Source organism: Cupriavidus sp. 05L411, from assembly GCF_056398045.1.
On the sequence record NZ_JBFTOQ010000049.1, the window covers coordinates 1 to 17,298 of the forward strand.

Consider the following 17,298-nt stretch of genomic DNA (forward strand, 5'->3'; position numbering starts at 1 on the left):
AGTATCGCCTTAAGGCGATGCGAGTTTGGGTCCCGGCCGCTCTTTTCGCCGAAGCCCGAGGGGGTAGTCGCCCCATCCGGCGCGCCTTCTTTGCCTACTTTCTTGGCAAGACAAGAAAGTAGGTCGCCGCCCCGCAGGGGTGGTGAAACTGCCGTTGCTTTTGACGTTAAGTAGCCACAAGCAAAACCCACTCCCCTCAAACCGTCATATTCATCATTTCCTGATAAGCCGCCGTCAACCGGTTCCGAACCTGTACCCCGGTCTGAAACGAAACATTAGCCTTCTGCATATCGATCATCACATCGTTGAGCGACACACCCGGCTTGCCAAGCTCAAACGCCTCAGCCTGCCCATAAGCCTTCTCCTGCACGTTGCTGATGCGCGCCAGCGAACGCTGGAGCTCGCCGGCAAAACCGCCGGAGGAAACGGCGGAAGCCTGGCTTTCCTGCCCGGTGGCGCTCTGGGCCAGCCCGCGCAGTTGCTGCAACATGCCGTCGATAGAAGAGATGGTAGTCATGGCGATCCGCTTGGAACCCGCCCCGCCCTCGCCAGCCGAAGCCCGCCCCGGGGGAAACCGGTTCAAAAATGAGTCAATAAGGTTGCGCCGGGCAATCGCCCGCGCCGCTGCCGGCAAACCTGGCGCAATGCGCCGCCTATGCCACAAATACCGCATCCGCGCGCGCCGCCTGTGCCAGCCCCCGAAGCGTACTCGCGGCGTCACCTGGGCCATTGCGGGAATTCGGGTGGAAAACGAGGCCTATTCGCCGGATTGTCGGCACCCGCCTTGGATGATCATCGATACCGTGCCGAATCTGGGATGCCGCTTACCTTTGCGCGCCCGGTCCGGACCCGAATCTCATCAACTATCGCGGGGAGTACGCGTGTTTTGTCAGCAGCGTGATCTTAGCCATGCCGAAGCCAGGGTTAGCCAGGCCAGCCGGGGTGGACAGGGCAGCCAGAGCGTCGCCCGCCATCCGGCCCAGCCGATCCTGACCCATGCCGGCCCGGCCGTGACGGGGGCGCGCGCATGAACGCCGTGGCAGCCCTGTCGAACAAGTCCGAGCTGTTCGAGCGACTCAAGACCAATCCGCGCCTGCCCCTGATGCTGGGCGGCGCGGCCCTCGCCGCGGCTATCGCGGTGGGTGTGCTTTGGTCGCGTGCGCCGGACTACAAGGTGCTCTACAGCAATCTGTCCGAGCGCGACGGCGGTGCCGTCATCGCCTCCCTGCAGCAGATGAACGTGCCGTACAAGTTCGCCGAAGGCGGCGGTGCGGTGATGGTGCCCTCCGAGAAAGTCCACGAAACGCGGCTGCGCCTGGCTTCGCAGGGCTTGCCCAAGAGCGGCACCACGGGCATGGAACTGATGGACACGCAGAAATTCGGCATCAGCCAGTTTGCCGAACAGGTCAACTACCAGCGTGGCCTGGAAGGCGAGCTGGCCCGCTCGATCGAATCGATTGGGGCGGTGCAGTCGGCGCGCGTGCACCTGGCCATTCCCAAGCCGACGCTGTTCGTGCGCGAACGCCAGAAGCCGACCGCCTCGATCGTGCTGCAACTCTACCCGGGCCGCGCCATCGATGACGGCCAGGTCGCCGCGATCGGCCACCTGGTTTCGTCCAGCGTGCCGGAGCTCACGCCCAAGGCCATCTCCATCGTCGACCAGCATGGCAACCTGCTGTCCGGCAGCGGCACCAATGAGCGCATGCTCGACGCCGGCCAGATCAAGTACGTGCAGACGCTGGAGCGCAACTACGCGCAGCGCGTGGAGGCCATCCTGGCGCCGATCCTCGGCCAGGACAACGTGAAGGCGCAGGTGACCGCTGACGTGGACTTCTCCATCGTCGAGCACACGGACGAGTCCTACAAGCCGAACCAGGACCCAACCCGCGCCGCCATTCGCAGCCAGCAATCGAGCGAATCGAGCCAGCAAGGCGCAGCGCCGGTCGGCGGCGTGCCTGGCGCGCTGTCCAACCAGCCACCGGCACCGGCCACGGCCCCGATCGCCACGGCCCAGCCGCCGCGCCCGGGCCAGCCGAACCAGCCGGGGCAGCAGCCCGGCCAGCAAGGCCAGGCCGCGGGCCAGGCCCAGGGCGGCGCCACCGCCACGGCCCAGACCGGCCCGAGCAGCAACCGCCACGACTCCACCACCAACTACGAGCTCGACCGTACCGTGCGCCATGTGCAGCAGGCACCGGGCGGCGTAAAGCGCCTGTCGGTGGCCGTGGTGGTCAACTACCGTCAAAAGGCGGGCGCCAACGGCAAGATGGTGTCTGAAGCCCTGCCCGCCGCGCAGCTCGCCCAGATAGAGAACCTGACCAAGGAAGCCATGGGCTTCTCGGCCGACCGGGGCGACTCGCTCAATGTGGTCAACAGCCCGTTCACCTTGGACAACGACATCAAGCCGGAACTGCCGCTGTGGAAGCAGCCGGAAATGATCGCCCTGGCCAAGACCGCCGCCGGCTACCTGCTGCTGGCACTGCTGGCGCTGTTCGTGTGGTTCAAGGTAGCGCGTCCGGTGCTGCGCAAGTACACCGCGCCGCCCCTGCCGCCGCCACAGGAAAAGTCGGCCGACAACGAAGCCATTTTGTTGCCGCCTGAAGAGCCGGCAAATCCGGAAGTCCTCCGGCTTGCCGCTAAATATGAAAGCGATCTCGCCCTGGTGCGTGACGCCGCGCAGCGCGACCCGCGCCTGGTTGCTAGTGTGATCAAAAACTGGATGGCTAGCGATGACCGATGAAGGATTGCAGAAGAGCGCCATCCTGATGATGTCGCTCGGTGAAGACGCCGCAGCAGAAGTATTCAAGCACCTTGGCCCCCGCGAAGTGCAGAGCCTGGGCTCGGCCATGGCCACGCTCAACTCGGTGACGCGCGAGCAGATGTCCGCCGTGCTGGCCGAGTTCCGCCAGGAGACCGAGCAGTATCTCGCGCTGAATGTGGACTCGAGCGCCTTCATCCGCAGCGTGCTGAACAAGGCGCTGGGCGAGGAGCGCGCGGTATCGGTGATCGAGGACATCCTCGAGTCCCGCGACCCGGGCGCCGGCATCGACTCGCTGAACTGGATGGATTCCACTTCGGTGGCAGAACTGATCCGCGACGAACACCCGCAGATCATTGCCACCATCCTGATCCACCTGGACCGGCAGAAGTCGTCCGAGATCATCGCCATGTTCACCGATCGCCTGCGCCAGGACGTGATCCTGCGGATCGCCACCTTCGGCGGCGTGCAGCCTGGCGCCCTGCAGGAACTGACCGATGTGCTGACCAAGCTGCTGGCGGGCCAGAGCCTCAAGCGCAGCCGCATGGGCGGTGTGCGTACGGCGGCCGAGATCATCAACCTGATGAGCACGGCCCACGAAGAAGCGGTGATCGAAGGCGTGCGCCTGCACGACGGCGACCTCGCGCAGAAGATCATCGACGAGATGTTCCTGTTCGAGAACCTGATGGAAGTCGACGATCGCGGCATCCAGCGCGTGCTCAAGGAAGTGGCCACCGAATCGCTCATCGTCGCGCTCAAGGGCGCGCCGGTGGAGTTGCGCGACAAGTTCATCCGCAACATGTCGACCCGCGCCGGCGAAATGCTGCGCGAAGACCTCGAAGCGCTGGGCCCGGTACGGGTCTCGCAAGTCGAGGCCGAGCAGAAGAACATCCTCCAGGTGGTACGACGCCTGGCCGAAGCCGGCGAAGTTGTAATCGGTGGTGGCGACGATGCCTACGTCTGAACGTGCCCTGCGCCAGTTCCGGGGCCTTGCCTCGGACAGCGATTTTGTCGATGGTCGCAGCGAGCTTCGCGGCGATCATGCCAGCGATGCCGGCGATGGCCGCGCAGCGGGCAACCGCGGCGCGCCACGCCAGGCTGGCTTCGAAAGCTTTGCCGCGCCAGCGGGCCGCGCCCCGCAGAAAAACGGCTGGCAGCGCTGGCAGATGGTCTCGCTGGATCCGCGCAAGGCCGCGCCCGCTCCGGCGGAGTTCATGCCGCTGGAGCCCGCACCGCCCCCCATCGACTTTGCCGCGCTCGACGCCATGCGTGAAGGCGCGCGCAAGGAAGGCTACGCCCAGGGCTATACCCAGGGCCAGACCCAGGGCTACGGCGACGGCCACCGCGAAGGCTATGCGCGCGGCCTGGAAGGCGCACGCACCGAAGCCGCCCACCTGCAGCAACTGGCCGCCACCTTCAGCCACGCGCTTGGCCGCGTTGACGAAGAAGTGGCCCAGACCTTGATTTCACTGGCGCTGGATGTGGCGCGCCAGCTCGTGCAGCAGGCCGTGCAGGCCGATCCCGCCGTGCTGCTTCCAGCGGTGCGCGAACTGCTCGCTGCCGAGCCGGCGCTGTCCGGCTCGCCCTGCCTGCTGCTCAATCCCGAAGATGTCACGCTGGTGGAAACCCACCTGACGGGCGAGCTCCAGGCCGCCGGCTGGAGCGTGCGCGCCGACCCGGCCATCGCGCGCGGCGGCTGCGTGGCGAGTGCCGCCAGCGGCGAGCTCGATGCCACGCTGTCCACGCGCTGGAGTCGCGTGGTCAAGGCGCTCGGCCGTGACGACCCGTGGGAGCCGCCGCATGCCTGATACCTCGGCCAATACTTCGGCCAATACCTCGGTGAATACGGATTTCACCGCCGGCCTGCATGGCCAGCGCTGGCGCGATGCGCTCACCGCGGCCTCGGCCGGCATTGCCGAGATCGACAGCAAGCGCAGCTGCGGCCGCCTGACCCGCGCCGCCGGCCTGGTGCTGGAAGCCGTGGGCCTGCGCCTGCCGGTCGGCAGCGATTGCCTGATCGAGCTGCCGGGTGGCCAGTTGCACGGCAAGAACACCGGCCCGCGCCTGGCCGAGGCAGAAGTCGTTGGCTTCGGCGCCGACCGGCTCTACCTGATGCCGCAATCCGACGTGGTGGGCCTGGTGCCCGGCGCGCGCGTCTATCCGCTCGAGCCCACGCCGCTGCCCAGCGGCGACACCACCCCGCGTGAGCCGGGCTCGAAGCGCCTGCCGGTGGGCGAAGGCCTGCTCGGGCGCGTGCTCGATGCCGCCGGGCGTCCGCTGGACGGCCTGGGCCCCATCACCGCTGCCACGGAAGTCACGCTCGGCGGCACGCAGATCAACCCGCTGTCGCGCGCGCCCATCGAGACTGTGCTCGACGTGGGCGTGCGCGCCATCAACGGCATGCTCACCGTGGGCCGCGGCCAGCGCATGGGACTGTTCGCCGGCTCCGGCGTGGGCAAGAGCGTGTTGCTGGGCATGATGGCACGCTACACCAGCGCGGAAGTGATCGTGGTCGGCCTGATCGGCGAGCGCGGCCGCGAAGTGAAGGACTTCATCGAGAACATCCTGGGCCCGGAAGGGCGCGCGCGCTCCGTGGTGGTGGCGGCACCTGCCGACACCTCGCCGCTGCTGCGCATGCAGGGCGCCTCCTATGCCACGCGCCTGGCCGAGTACTTCCGCGACCAGGGCCGCCACGTGCTGCTGATCATGGACTCGCTCACGCGTTACGCCATGGCCCAGCGCGAGATCGCCCTGGCCATCGGCGAGCCGCCCGCCACCAAGGGCTATCCGCCCTCGGTGTTCGCCAAGCTCCCCACGCTGGTGGAGCGTACCGGCAACGGCGCCGAAGGCGGCGGCTCGATCACGGCCTTCTACACCGTGCTGACCGAAGGCGACGACCAGCAAGACCCGATCGCAGATTCCGCGCGCGCCATCCTGGACGGCCACATCGTGCTCTCGCGCAGCCTGGCGGAATCCGGCCACTACCCCGCCATCGACGTGGAAGCTTCGATCAGCCGGGCCATGACGGCGCTGATCGAGCCGCCGCAGTTCGCCTCGGTACGGCGCTTCAAGCAATTGATGTCGCGCTACCAGCGCAACCGTGACCTGATCAGCGTGGGCGCGTACGTGCCGGGCAACGATCCGGAGCTGGATCTGGCCATCCACCTGCATCCGCAGATGGAGGCCTTCCTGCAGCAAGACATCCATGAGCGCGCCGGCTACGACGCCTCGATCGGCCAGTTGCATAGTCTCTTCCAACGGAGTGAACATGGCTAAGCCATCTGCATTGAATACCTTGGCCGACCTGGCCCAGAACGATACGGATGCAGCCGCGCGCGAGCTGGGCCGGCTGCAAGGCCTGCGCAACCAGGCGGAGCAGCAACTGGCCGCGCTCACGCAGTACCGGCAGGAATACCGCGAGCGCATGCAAGCCATCGCGCAGGACGGCATGACTTCCACCCGCTGGCAGGACTTTGCGCAATTCCTGGCCTCGCTCGATACCGCCATCCGCCAGCAGACCGAAGCGCTGGCCCGGGCCGAAGCCCAGTTGCTCGCTGGCCGCGCCAACTGGCAGCAGCAAAAACGCCGCCAGAGTTCCTTCGACACGCTCATTACCCGCGCGGATACGCGCGAGCAGATTGCCAGCACGCGCCGCGAGCAACGCGACACCGACGAATACGCAGCCCGCGCCGCCCGCCTGCAAGTTGCAGGCCGCCACCGCTAAGCCGCCCAGACAGACCGAGCCCGAACATGATCGATATCAGCCAGATTGTCAGCAATGCCGCCACGGCCGCCACAGCCGCCTCTTCGCGCAGCAGCAGCAACACCAGCAGTGCCGACGCGCAGCAGCAAGGGTTCGGCGATGCGCTGGCGCGCGCCCGCAACGACGACCGCACCAGCAGCAATGGCAGCAATAACAGCAACGCCGGCAACAACAACACCAACAACGCGTCCACACGCAACGACGCCGGCGGCCAGAACGCCAACGCCGCCAAGCCAGGCACGCAGTCCGGCACGGTAGCCACCAAGCCGTCACGCCGCCAGGATAAGGACAACGAGACGCCCGAGGACCAGGCCGCGGATCCCGCCGCACAGTCCGCCGCCGCCGCGTTGGCCGCCCTGCTCGCGCCGCAACCGGCCCAGCCAGCGCAGCCTGCCGCGCTGGCAGCCAACGGCGCGCTGCCAGGCTCGGCCGGACTGCCCGGCACTGCCGCCCTGGGCGCGCAAGCCGGCTTGAAGGACATGAAGAACCCGGCGCTCGCCACCGCCGCGGCCGCTACACCCGACGCGGCCGCACCGGCAACCTCGGCCGCCGCCGATACGCTGGCCACCATCGCGTCCCAGCGCGCCGCGCTGCAGGCCGTGCCGCAAAGCGCGGCCAGCACTCAGGCGGCAACCACGGACAAGCCCGCCGCAACGCCCGGCGCCGACGCCACCAAGGCCGCCCCGGACCTGGCCGCCAGCCTCAAGGCCGCCATGGCCGGCCAGCAAGGCGGCAATGGCCAGGCCTCCTCCGGGCAGCAGGACGCCTCGCTCGGCCAGCCGTACAAGACCCCCCTGCAGCTTGGCGATGCCGGCAAGAATAACGCGCCCGCGGCAGCCACGGCAGCCACCGCCGCCGCGCCGGCCAACCCGATGCAACTGGCGGCAGCCATGCGCGCCGCCGAGCCGGCCAGCACCGAAGCCACGCCCGCCGCCGTCACGCCGCTGATGGCAGCCGGCAGCCTGGCCGCGAGCCAGGCGCCGACCTCCGGCGGCCTGTCGCCGACCACCTCGCTGCCGATCGCGCCGCCCGTGGGTGACGGCCAGTGGCCGCAAGCGCTGGGCCAGCAGATGGTGCGCCTGTCGACCCAAGGCAACCACACCGCCGAGCTGCAGCTCAATCCGCCCGACCTCGGCCCGCTCAAGGTCGTGCTCAACGTCGTCAACGACCAGGCCCAGGCCCAGTTCGTCTCGCCGCACGCCGCCGTGCGCGCCGCGGTCGAAGCCGCGCTGCCGCAATTGCGCACCGCGCTGGCCGACAACGGGATCCAGCTGGGCCAGACCTCGGTGGGCGCCGATGGCTTTGCCGGCCAGGCCGGCAACGGCCAACAGCAGCAACGCCAGCCGGGCAACGCGCAGAACGGCTTTGGCACGTTGGCCGGTATCCCGGCAGCCCCGGTCAATGCCGGCCCCGTGGCCCCGGTGGCACGCACCCTCGCACGCGGCGAGGTCGACACCTTCGCCTGACCGCCCGGGCGGGATGGAGGCTCGGGCGCACACGCCCGGGCATGTCACGCAGCCCAGCGCATTCGCGCTTACCATGTCGTTTTAGAGCAGGGCCGCAGCCACCAAGGCTGGCGCGCCCCGCCCGCCAGGACGCCATGACCTTCGACCTGTTCGATTCCCTCCCCCAGGACGCCCCCCGCGCCGAGCCCATCGTGCCCGGCGCAGTAGTGCTGCGCGGCTTCGCACGCGAGCATGAACTCACCCTGCTGGATAACGTGCGCGCCATTGCCACGCAAGCGCCGTGGCGGCACCTCATCACGCCGGGCGGCCTGCGCATGTCGGTGGCCATGACCAACTGCGGCCAGTTTGGCTGGGTTTCGGATGTCACCGGCTACCGCTACGAAGCGGCCGATCCCCTCAGCGGCCAGCCCTGGCCTGGCATGCCGGATGCCTTCCTGGCGCTGGCGCGCGATGCGGCCGCCACGGCCGGCTTTGCCGACTTCCGGCCGGACGCGTGCCTGCTCAACCGCTATGCGCCAGGCACCCGGCTCTCCCTGCACCAGGACCGCGATGAGCTCGACCTGCGCGCGCCCATCGTCTCGGTGTCGCTCGGCCTGCCGGCCGTGTTCCTGTTCGGCGGCCTTGCCCGCGCCGAGCGCCCGCTGCGCGTGCGGCTGGCGCATGGCGATGTGGTGGTATGGGGTGGCCCGGCCAGGCTGGCGTTCCACGGCATTGCGCCGCTGGCCGACGGCGATCACGCGCTGGTGGGCCGCGAGCGGATCAACCTGACTTTCCGCAAGACGCGCTAACGGCGTGCCGGGTGCATTGGCGGGCGAGCGTCAGCCGATCTCATCGAGCAACGCCAGCCGGCTATCGTCGGGAAACGCCTTGACGCGATACCTGGCGGGATATTGCGCCTCCAGCTCCATCAGGTCACCCAGCATGGCCAGCGCCTGCTGCCAGCCCACCACGCGCGTCTGCCCCATGCCATCGGCCGCGTCGGGCCGTACCAGGGCGATGCGATCCGCGTGTGGCAGCGAAGTCTCCACGCCGCACGTCCAGGTGGTAATCGAAAACGAGGTAAGCGGATCGTCCTGCCGCCCATAAAGCAGGTAATTGGCCAGGAAGACATCGGCGCCGKCGCGCTCGTTCAGGCGATCSAKGGCRGCCTTYTGCGTGTCGTATTCTTCCTTGCGGTACAGCCGCACCAGATGGGCGAGGTGCCGTGCGGCCTCCTCGCCGGCCGGAACGAAATGCGACACCTCGGTCCCCGTGGGCACAGCGTGCGCTACGCCTCCGGGCTGGTAGCGGAACATGGCCGGCGAGATCGTGCGGCCCTGGCGGGACGCCTGCAGGCTGAGCTCCACCATGCGCAACTGCCCGGCATCATCCTGGTCGCCCGTGACCAGCAGCACCTCGCGGGTTGGCATCATGAACACCGGGCGGCCGCGTACCGGTACCCGCTCCAGCACATCCGGAAGCAGCGCGCGGCTGGCCTCGTAGCCGTCGCTCCAGGCGCCCTGGTAGACGCCCTGCGCGACCGGGACGAAGGCTTCGCCCGTGTGGTCGCRCAGGTTGTCGCCCGCGATCTGCAGCGCCTGGCCAAGCGTCACCTGCCAGGAGGCGCAGGGGCCACTGAGCAGCGTCGACGTGGTTTCCGGATAGTCCACCGCCAGCAGGATCACGCAATCCTCGCCGAAGGGCAGGTAGGCGACATCAAAGGTCGATGGATCGCCTTGCGTGCGCAAGTGGTGCAGCCGGATCTCGTCGATCAGCGAGCGGCTGCGGATCAGCGGGCGCAGCATGGGCCGGGCCTCGGACAGCAAGGCCGGCGTGGCCTGCCCGCTGGAGCACAAGGTGGCCACGAAGCCATGCAGCGCCTTGTCGCGCTGCGCGCCAGGCGCCTCGCAGTACGCCCGGTAGGCGTTATGGAGGTTGAAAAAAGCGTTGCGCCCGTGCTCCAGCCGGAACTCGTCCGCGTTGAAATCGAGGCGCCCCTCAAAGCCCTGGCGCCGGGCGGCGGCAATGAACAGCGCCGCGAAACGATCCGGCGGCGGCTTGCGCAGGAAAAGCGAATCGAAAAAACCCATGGCGATGGCGTGGCCCGGATGCTGGCGGGGAGGTTGGCCCGGATACTGACCCGGATGTTGGCCTGGATGGCAGTGCTTACACCTTACCCCATGTGGTTGACTTGTACATGTCCCGGCGTTTCGGCATCCTCGCCGTGCTTCGCCATGCGCCCTGCCGCGCGGTGTTGCGCTGCCATGTTTTCCGCTATTCTTGGGCTCGCCGCGGCGTCGGGCCGACCATCCCGTCCGTGGCCCCACCCCACCCCCAGGATCACAGGAAACCCGAATTGACGCGCATCTGCCTGAACATGATCGTGAAGAACGAGGCCCCGGTGATCGCCCGGTGCCTCGCGTCCGTCAAGCCATGGATCGACCGCTGGACGATCGTCGACACCGGGTCCACCGACGGCACCCAGGCGCTGGTGCGCAAGATCATGGGGGGCCTGCCCGGCGCGCTCCATGAGCGGCCCTGGATCGATTTCGCGCACAACCGCAACGAAGCCCTGGCGCTGGCGCGCGCCGGCATGGAGGGCGCGGCCGGTGCCGAAGACTACGTGCTGTTCATCGATGCCGATGAAACCCTGCGCATGCCCGAAGGATTCCGCTGGCCCCGGCTGGCCGACGACGGCTACCGCTTCCAGTGCGAGCTGGGCGGCTGGCAATACCAGCGCAACGCCCTGGTCAAGGCGGCCCAGCCCTGGCGCTGGGAAGGCGTGCTGCACGAATACCTGACGCAGGACCCGGCGCACGCTTGGCAGCACCTGCCCGGCCCCGCCATCGTGGTCTCGCGCGATGGCGCCCGCGCCCGCGATCCGCAGACCTACCTGCGCGACATCGAAGTGCTGGAGCGCGCCCTGCGCAAGGATCCGGCCAACGCGCGCTACTGCTTCTACCTGGCGCAGAGCTACCGCGACGCCGGCAAGCTGGAAGCCAGCCTGAGGCAATACCAGGCGCGCGTGGCCATGGGCGGCTGGGAGGAGGAGCGCTGGTTCGCGCTGTTCCAGATCGCCGTGCTGACAGAGCGCCTTGCCGCCGACGCCGCGCATGCGGCAAACCCGGCCTACGCCCCCGGCACCGTGCGCGACGCCTACCTCGCCGCCTACCAGGCGCGCCCCGCGCGTGCCGAGCCGCTGTGCGAACTGGCCCGCTACCACCGGCTGCGCGGCGAGTTCGCGCAGGCGCATCTCTACGCCCAGCAGGCCGCAGCCATGCCCTGCCCGGCCGATACCCTGTTTGTCGATGCGTCGGTCTATGCCTGGCGCGCGCTCGACGAACTCACGGTCAGCGCGTACTACGTCGGCGCGCTGGCGCAAGGCAAGGCCGCCTTGCAAAAGCTGCTGATCGAGGAGCGTTTCCCGCCCACCGAAAGCACGCGCATCCAGTCGAACCGGCCTTATTTCGGACTGTAGCTTTTCAGCCCTGGCCTGCCTTGGCCACCCCACGGTCCACCCAGTTGACCTTGGGGAACTTGCGCGCGAACGCCTCCGGCATCGGCACGACCTGCTTGCGCTCGTAGCTGAAAAAGACAAAGCCGGACTTGGCCATGGCCACCAGCGCCTGGTCTGCCGGGCGCGTGATGCGGAAGGTGATATCGCCGCCATAGCGGTTGAAATCCATCACCCCCACCTCGAACAGCAACTGATCGCGGGCATGGGCCTCGGTGCGGTAGGTGGTGGCCAGGTCGGTCACGATGATGCCCACCTGGTCGGTCTGCGCATCCGGCTCGTCTGCCGTGCGCAGGTCGAACAGAAAGCGCGCCCGCGCCTCGGAAATCATCGAGATCATCGAGTCGTTGCCGAGGTGGTTGGCGGAGTTGATATCGGTCACGCGCACCGTCAGGTGGGTGGAGTAGCAGAATTGGTCTTCGGGGAATTCTAGATTTAGGCGGGCCATGATGCGAAGGGGAAAACTATGTGAGTGATTGTCGCTGTTTCTTTTTGCGGCGTTGGTTTTTGGACCTGCGGGCCGTACGACATCGGTCTTTGAGGTTGGTCGCTGTTTCTTTTAGCGGCGCTGGTTTTTGCACCCAACAGCCATACGACATCCCCCTGCGGGGGCTGCCGGTCACTCTTCTTTGCGTCGGCAAAGAAGACTAACGAGAAGAAAGCCGACCCTGCCGGGCGCAGAGCAATAAGGCTCTCGAATATCGATGATTTCGTCGTACGGCCCGGAGTGCCGGCGGGCTTCTGCCGGTACCGACTTGACTGACCACGACCCTGCCAGCTTCCGAGATGCGTGGTGAAGCCCCCGGTAGCAGACATCGCTTGCTTCAAGCCGTCTGTCGCTCGCGCAGTGGCTGGCCACGAAGTTGCAGGCGCACCGGTTCCGTCGTGGGCGCGGTGGCACTGGCTTGATATGCCCAAGGCCCTGACCACCGCGCCCGCCCCACCACGAGACCATTGGCTGGCGATGTGTCGTGGTGCTTCGCGTCGGTAACGGCAGATTGGCGAACGGGCAAGGATTCCTGTGGGGTAGCGCTTAGATTGGCATAACAGAGAAACAACAAAAAAACGCCGCAAAGCCAATAAACTCAAGGCTTCCAGCCGGTTTCCCCGTTCTGCGCCATTTGGCACAAAACAGTCAAAAAACGAGCACCTTCTGAACAGGTTTTGCACGAGCATTGGCACAGAACGGGCTCCCATGATCACTTCCTGCGCATCACGGCCAGGTACATCTTCTCCAGCTGGTCATCCGGGAGGTCAATAAGCGATTCCTTCCCCCAGGCCTTGCGCATGTAGTTAATCCGCCATTGATCGCACCCAAGCTCCTTGCAGCGAGCATGAATGGCCCTGACGCGCCTATCGCGCCAGCCTTGCGACCGATTTGCACCTGGCATACCGTCCAGTCGCCCACGCCAACGCACCAGGTAGCTCTCAGCCCTGTCGAACTTGTCGCCCGGAATCTCGGCATAGGAATTGACGTTCATGTGGGCGTTAAGCTTCCGCATGACGGTTGCGGGAGAGACCGATTGCCCCTCGATGGCCCTTGATACGCCTGCGATCTGGTCGCGCAGCTCGAGCAAGCGTGCCTTCTGGCTCGCGTCCAGCACGCCGACGCCGGTTTGAACAACCGTGACGCGTGGCCGGACATTAAAGACATTCCGGTTGACAACACTGTCCCCGAAAACGACGTTTCCCCCAGAGATATTGATGGAAGGTGCAGAAGGCTGGGCTTCTGCGCGCCCCTCGCCTGCTGTACCGACAATGTCCGCCCAGGCCTCGGCGAACCGCCTCTTCATTTCTTCAACTGCCACCTGCAAATCTCCACCGCAGCCGATACGCAGGATTGCCCCCCCCATCGGCCGCAATCTGGAAGGGCCAGCCTACGTTTTAACGTGTGGAGTGGCATGCCCCTGAACCCCCATCTTGTAGGGATTGCAAGTCACTTCGCACCATCAAGGTGCCAATGCCATATTGCGCTAGCCCTTGCAGGACAAGGGCTGGAAGGGATTCGGCCTCGTGGATGGACGCTTAGGCGACGAGACGAAGAATGCGATCGATGCTGGGGCCTTCCCTCTTTCCCGTCTCGATAATGTAGTCGTACAGCAACACGGCCAGCTCTGCCTTCTTCTTGGCGCTCACACGGACGCCCTCAGCCGCAATCTTGCCCTCTAGGCGCTCCAGGACTACTGCCAATAGCTCGGAATCTAGGGGGCTGGATGGCGCGCCGGCCTCAAGGTCCGCCAAGAGCATCGGGCCATGCCCAGTCAGAAGCCAATTCACGTTGAGGCCCAGTTCGGCTAAGCGCGCCAACATCTTCGCCTGGGGCGCGCTGCGTCCGCCTTCATTTTCCTGCACCCCGCGCTTCGTACCCCCCACCATTTCTCCGAGCTGGCCCTGTGACACATCTAGGTGTGTCCTGAAGGCCCTCAATCTTTCGCCAATCTCGTCCTGATAGCGGTTCGCACTTTCGGTCATTGCCAGTCCTCAAAGTGCGCCCATGGGTTCGCACTTTCGTATGTTTGTTCGCACTTCAAGGAAATCCTTTTCAAATCAAATAGATACAAGTTCTTGAGCGCAATGCCACAAGTTCGCGAAGTGCGAACACACAAAAGCAGCTTGTTAAGGCACAAATACTTGTGCTATGTTTATGGCCATGGACAAGTTAAACACTTCAAAAAAACCAGTCGATGAGGGCGTCAAGGACTGGCATCGGGTCGACATCAAAGCGGCCCTGGAGAAAGCCGGCTTCTCTCTGCGCCAGCTCAGCCTCCAGCACGGGTACGCGCCCGGTTCGCTCAAAGTCGCGCTCGACACACCTTGGCCGAGCGCGGAGCGAATCATCGCTACCGCCATCGGCGTCCGCCCGCTGGAAATCTGGCCGAGCCGCTACGACACGGACGGCAACCCCAAGAGTGGGCGGAACCAACGCGGCATTGGCCGTTGGACTACCCGTAAGTCTATCAGCGCACTTAACACCCGCAATGTTGAAAACGCGGTAGCAGCTTAACCCCGCCCCCTTCCAAGGATTTGACATATGAAACGGCGAGCAAATCAGGCGAAGGCGGCCAACCAGCTTGAGCTGTCCTTCTACGAAGTGCCCCCTCAGCCCAAGAACGAGGCGGGCAGCTTGGATATCGCGATGAACGTGCGCGAGGCATTGGTCGACACCCTGGCCGGTGCTGGCAGCGCGGGCATGGACCGTCACGACGTGGCGGCAAAGGTTTCCCGCCTCTCGAACCACGACCTGACCAAGAACATGCTGGACCGATACTGCGCGCCCAGCGCCGATGGCTGGCGATTCCCAGCCGAGGCGATCCCGGCGCTCGTTGTCGCCACCGGTGACTATCGACTGTTGGAAATCATCGCGGCGGCATGTGGCTGCAAGGTCTTCCGCGGCGAAGAGGCAATGCTGGCCGAGATTGGCATGTTGACGATGCAGCAGCGCCTAGCCAACGAACGGCTGGCCGCACTGCGGCGGGCCATGCCTAAGGAGGCAGTCGACCGGATTACCGAGTCAGAAGCCCGTCGCCATGGGGGTCGCCTGTGAAGGTAGGCCTCGACCAGATCGCCCAGGCCTTGTCCGTGACCAAGCGGGCAGTGGAGAAGCAGGCCCAGCGCAATGGCTGGCGCTATGAGCTCGCACCTGTCCGCGGTGGCCACAGGAAGATCTTTGCCTTGACCGACCTCCCGATAGAGATCGGTCGCAAGATCGAACGCCACAAAGAAATCTCGATACGCGCGGGCGACGCTGCCGCCGTCGACGCCGCCATCGCCCGCGTCCGCCRGACGGCCGCAGAGCGCGCCGCCGCACGTGCCCAGCAGGGTGAGGCCAACCTCAAAAGGCTTCTCGACGCGATGTCCGAGGGCGTTAAGGCGCGACTGGACGGTCGATTCGCCATCGTCCGCGGCTGGGAGCAATGGTTTGCCGCCAAGCAGCCCATGGCGAGGTCGGTCAGCTGGGAGGTCTATGCCTCGGCCTACAACGCCAACGAGCTGCAGATGGCATACGAGGTCACTGTCGTATTTCCGAAGGTGTCTGCGCGCTCTGTTCAGCGCTGGGTGCTCGACTTCGAGCGCGCCGGCATGGCAGGCCTCATTGATGAGAACGACGGGCATCTCCGCAAGGACATCAACGTGTTCACCACCCAGCCCATGCTGGAGAAGGTGACGATCGCGCTGCTAATCGAGCGGCCGCATCTGGGCGTGCAGAACCTGCTGGACCTGATCGAAGCCGCTGCGGCGGATGAGAAGACCGGCGCCACGCTGTTTAACGTCCCGACGTACCACCAGGCGTATCGCTTCCTGCGGAACTGGAAGGCCAAGAACGCTGAACTGCTTAGCGCGTCGACCAATCCGGACCAGTGGAAGAACAGCTACATGACGGCCTTCGGTGACGCCTCGGCCGGCGTGATCCGTCTTAACCAGCGCTGGGAAATGGATGCCACGCCGGCGGACTGGATGCTGACCGACGATGACGGCAAGCAGCGCCGCTACAGCGCATCTGTGGTGATCGACGTGTTCAGCCGCCGCATGATCGTGGTGCTGTCCCCGACGCCAAAGACCGAGACGCACAAGTTCGCCTTGCGCCTTGCCCTGCTGGCCTGGGGCGTGCCCGAGGAAATCGTCACCGACAACGGCAAGGACTACCAGAGCGGCGACTTCCAGGAGACGCTGCGCCAGCTCGACATCAAGCATCACACCACCGGCCCATTCTCCCCGTGGGAAAAGCCCCACGTCGAGCGCGGCATCCAGAGCATTCTGCATTCGAACCTCGAAGCGCTGTCTGCCTTTGTGGGTCACAACGTCGCGGACCGGTCCGCCATCGAGGCACGCCGCAGCTTTGCCGACCGCCTCTTCAAGAAGGACCAGGTCGTCGAACTCGCAATGCCGGCGGGCGAGCTGCAGAGCCGTATCAATGACTGGCTCAAGGGTACGTATGAGCAGCGCGAACATGGCGGTCTGGATGAAGAAACGCCGTTCGCTATGGCGGCGTCCTATCGGGGCGAGATCCGCCGCATCCAGGACGAGCGCGCACTTGACTTGCTGCTGGCGCAGCCGGCCGGCAAGGGCACCTATGTGGTGACGAAGAAGGGCTTGAACATCGCCAGCGGTAACTACATTGCGCCCGAGCTGGGCCTGTACGTCGGCCGTGACGTCAGCGTGCGTCAGACGGCGGACATGGGCGAGCTCGTGGTCTACCACGAGGGCGAGTTCGTGTGTGTCGCTGTCTGCCCGGAGCGCACCGGCGTGTCCCGCAAGGAAATCGCAGCCCATGCACGCGAAGCCCAGCGCGCCCACATCCAAGAACAACGTCGGAACGCAAAGGCCACCAAGACCAATCCCGACCAGCTAATCGAATCGCTCTTGCGCAAACGCGCGGAGGCCGCCGGCAAGCTGGCCACGCTGCCCCAGCCTACGGTCGCTCACGACACGCCGGCCCTTGCCGCTGCAGGTGCCGCCCATCGCGCGCTGACCGGCCGCCAGGCCGCTGCATCTGTGCCGGCTGACCTGCAGCGCATTCTCGACGCACGCAAGCAGGAAGAGAGCAATCCGACCCCGGCTGAGGCTACGCCCCCAGCCACCAACGTCCACCGCCTTCCTGAGACTGCGCAGCTGCGCTTCCGGAAGTGGCTGGAGATTGATCAAACCGTAACCAATGGAGGTTCCATCGACGATCCGTTCTTCGCGCGTTGGTATGGCAGCTACGCGCAGGGATCCGAGTTCAGAGCAATGAAAAAACGCCACCTGGAGGGCCAACTCCAGGCGGCGTCTAGTGGCGGTAGCAGCACGGTTGCACCCGTGCGGCATGCCTTCCGGTAATCAC

General features: G+C 66.0%; 16 protein-coding genes. 11 read left to right on the forward strand and 5 right to left on the reverse strand.

Features of this window, described 5'->3' with window-relative positions:
• Positions 1 to 196 precede the first annotated feature (196 nt).
• Positions 197 to 517, reverse strand: coding sequence for a flagellar hook-basal body complex protein FliE (gene fliE, locus AC1DQR_RS33920; protein WP_043353483.1), 321 nt, complete (start codon positions 515 to 517; stop codon positions 197 to 199).
• Between the two features lie 510 nt (positions 518 to 1,027).
• On the opposite strand from fliE, the gene fliF reads away from it, so the two are divergent.
• The 7 genes from fliF to alkB all read left to right on the forward strand — a co-directional run bounded on the left by fliF (position 1,028) and on the right by alkB (position 8,772).
• On the forward strand, positions 1,028 to 2,737 hold the full coding sequence (gene fliF / locus AC1DQR_RS33925) for a flagellar basal-body MS-ring/collar protein FliF (protein ID WP_416051746.1): 1,710 nt from the start codon (positions 1,028 to 1,030) through the stop codon (positions 2,735 to 2,737).
• Complete coding sequence (gene fliG, locus AC1DQR_RS33930) at positions 2,727 to 3,719, forward strand: flagellar motor switch protein FliG (RefSeq protein WP_253928364.1); 993 nt, start codon at positions 2,727 to 2,729, stop codon at positions 3,717 to 3,719. Before fliF ends, fliG begins: the two co-directional genes overlap by 11 nt.
• Complete coding sequence (gene fliH, locus AC1DQR_RS33935; protein ID WP_253928365.1) at positions 3,706 to 4,563, forward strand: flagellar assembly protein FliH; 858 nt, start codon at positions 3,706 to 3,708, stop codon at positions 4,561 to 4,563. The genes fliG and fliH overlap by 14 nt, the downstream gene beginning before the upstream one ends.
• On the forward strand, positions 4,556 to 6,031 hold the full coding sequence (fliI, locus tag AC1DQR_RS33940) for a flagellar protein export ATPase FliI (protein WP_416051744.1): 1,476 nt from the start codon (positions 4,556 to 4,558) through the stop codon (positions 6,029 to 6,031). The genes fliH and fliI overlap by 8 nt, the downstream gene beginning before the upstream one ends.
• Complete coding sequence (fliJ, locus tag AC1DQR_RS33945) at positions 6,024 to 6,479, forward strand: flagellar export protein FliJ (RefSeq protein WP_174425237.1); 456 nt, start codon at positions 6,024 to 6,026, stop codon at positions 6,477 to 6,479. Before fliI ends, fliJ begins: the two co-directional genes overlap by 8 nt.
• A gap of 26 nt (positions 6,480 to 6,505) precedes the next feature.
• Positions 6,506 to 7,984: a flagellar hook-length control protein FliK gene (locus AC1DQR_RS33950; protein ID WP_416051743.1), complete on the forward strand. Its 1,479-nt coding sequence runs from the start codon at positions 6,506 to 6,508 to the stop codon at positions 7,982 to 7,984.
• Positions 7,985 to 8,118: 134 nt separating this feature from the next.
• Positions 8,119 to 8,772 carry a DNA oxidative demethylase AlkB gene (gene alkB / locus AC1DQR_RS33955; RefSeq protein ID WP_253928368.1) on the forward strand — a complete coding sequence of 218 codons (654 nt, stop codon included), beginning with the start codon at positions 8,119 to 8,121 and terminating at the stop codon, positions 8,770 to 8,772.
• Between the two features lie 30 nt (positions 8,773 to 8,802).
• Here the strand turns inward: alkB and AC1DQR_RS33960 are convergent, their stop codons facing one another.
• Positions 8,803 to 10,053 (reverse strand): DUF1444 domain-containing protein, encoded by a 1,251-nt coding sequence (locus tag AC1DQR_RS33960; RefSeq protein ID WP_477134597.1) that lies wholly within the window; start codon positions 10,051 to 10,053, stop codon positions 8,803 to 8,805.
• A gap of 266 nt (positions 10,054 to 10,319) precedes the next feature.
• Between AC1DQR_RS33960 and AC1DQR_RS33965 the strand changes: the two genes are divergently transcribed.
• A complete protein-coding gene (locus AC1DQR_RS33965) occupies positions 10,320 to 11,441 on the forward strand; it encodes a tetratricopeptide repeat-containing glycosyltransferase (protein ID WP_477134598.1) in 1,122 nt (373 codons plus the stop codon).
• Between the two features lie 4 nt (positions 11,442 to 11,445).
• On the opposite strand, the gene AC1DQR_RS33970 is transcribed toward AC1DQR_RS33965, so the two are convergent.
• From AC1DQR_RS33970 to AC1DQR_RS33980, 3 genes are all read right to left on the reverse strand, one after another.
• Positions 11,446 to 11,925 (reverse strand): thioesterase family protein, encoded by a 480-nt coding sequence (locus tag AC1DQR_RS33970; protein WP_416051740.1) that lies wholly within the window; start codon positions 11,923 to 11,925, stop codon positions 11,446 to 11,448.
• A gap of 751 nt (positions 11,926 to 12,676) precedes the next feature.
• Complete coding sequence (locus AC1DQR_RS33975; protein ID WP_477134599.1) at positions 12,677 to 13,285, reverse strand: hypothetical protein; 609 nt, start codon at positions 13,283 to 13,285, stop codon at positions 12,677 to 12,679.
• Positions 13,286 to 13,502: 217 nt separating this feature from the next.
• Positions 13,503 to 13,949: a helix-turn-helix domain-containing protein gene (locus tag AC1DQR_RS33980; RefSeq protein ID WP_477134600.1), complete on the reverse strand. Its 447-nt coding sequence runs from the start codon at positions 13,947 to 13,949 to the stop codon at positions 13,503 to 13,505.
• Positions 13,950 to 14,127: 178 nt separating this feature from the next.
• Here AC1DQR_RS33980 and AC1DQR_RS33985 point away from each other — a divergent pair, with 178 nt between their 5' ends.
• The 3 genes from AC1DQR_RS33985 to AC1DQR_RS33995 are packed head-to-tail and all read left to right on the forward strand — an operon-like array spanning position 14,128 to position 17,294.
• On the forward strand, positions 14,128 to 14,481 hold the full coding sequence (locus AC1DQR_RS33985) for a helix-turn-helix domain-containing protein (protein ID WP_477134601.1): 354 nt from the start codon (positions 14,128 to 14,130) through the stop codon (positions 14,479 to 14,481).
• A 27-nt stretch (positions 14,482 to 14,508) separates the two neighbouring features.
• On the forward strand, positions 14,509 to 15,021 hold the full coding sequence (locus tag AC1DQR_RS33990; RefSeq protein ID WP_477134602.1) for a hypothetical protein: 513 nt from the start codon (positions 14,509 to 14,511) through the stop codon (positions 15,019 to 15,021).
• Positions 15,018 to 17,294, forward strand: coding sequence for a DDE-type integrase/transposase/recombinase (locus AC1DQR_RS33995; RefSeq protein ID WP_477134603.1), 2,277 nt, complete (start codon positions 15,018 to 15,020; stop codon positions 17,292 to 17,294). Before AC1DQR_RS33990 ends, AC1DQR_RS33995 begins: the two co-directional genes overlap by 4 nt.
• Positions 17,295 to 17,298: the final 4 nt, after the last annotated feature.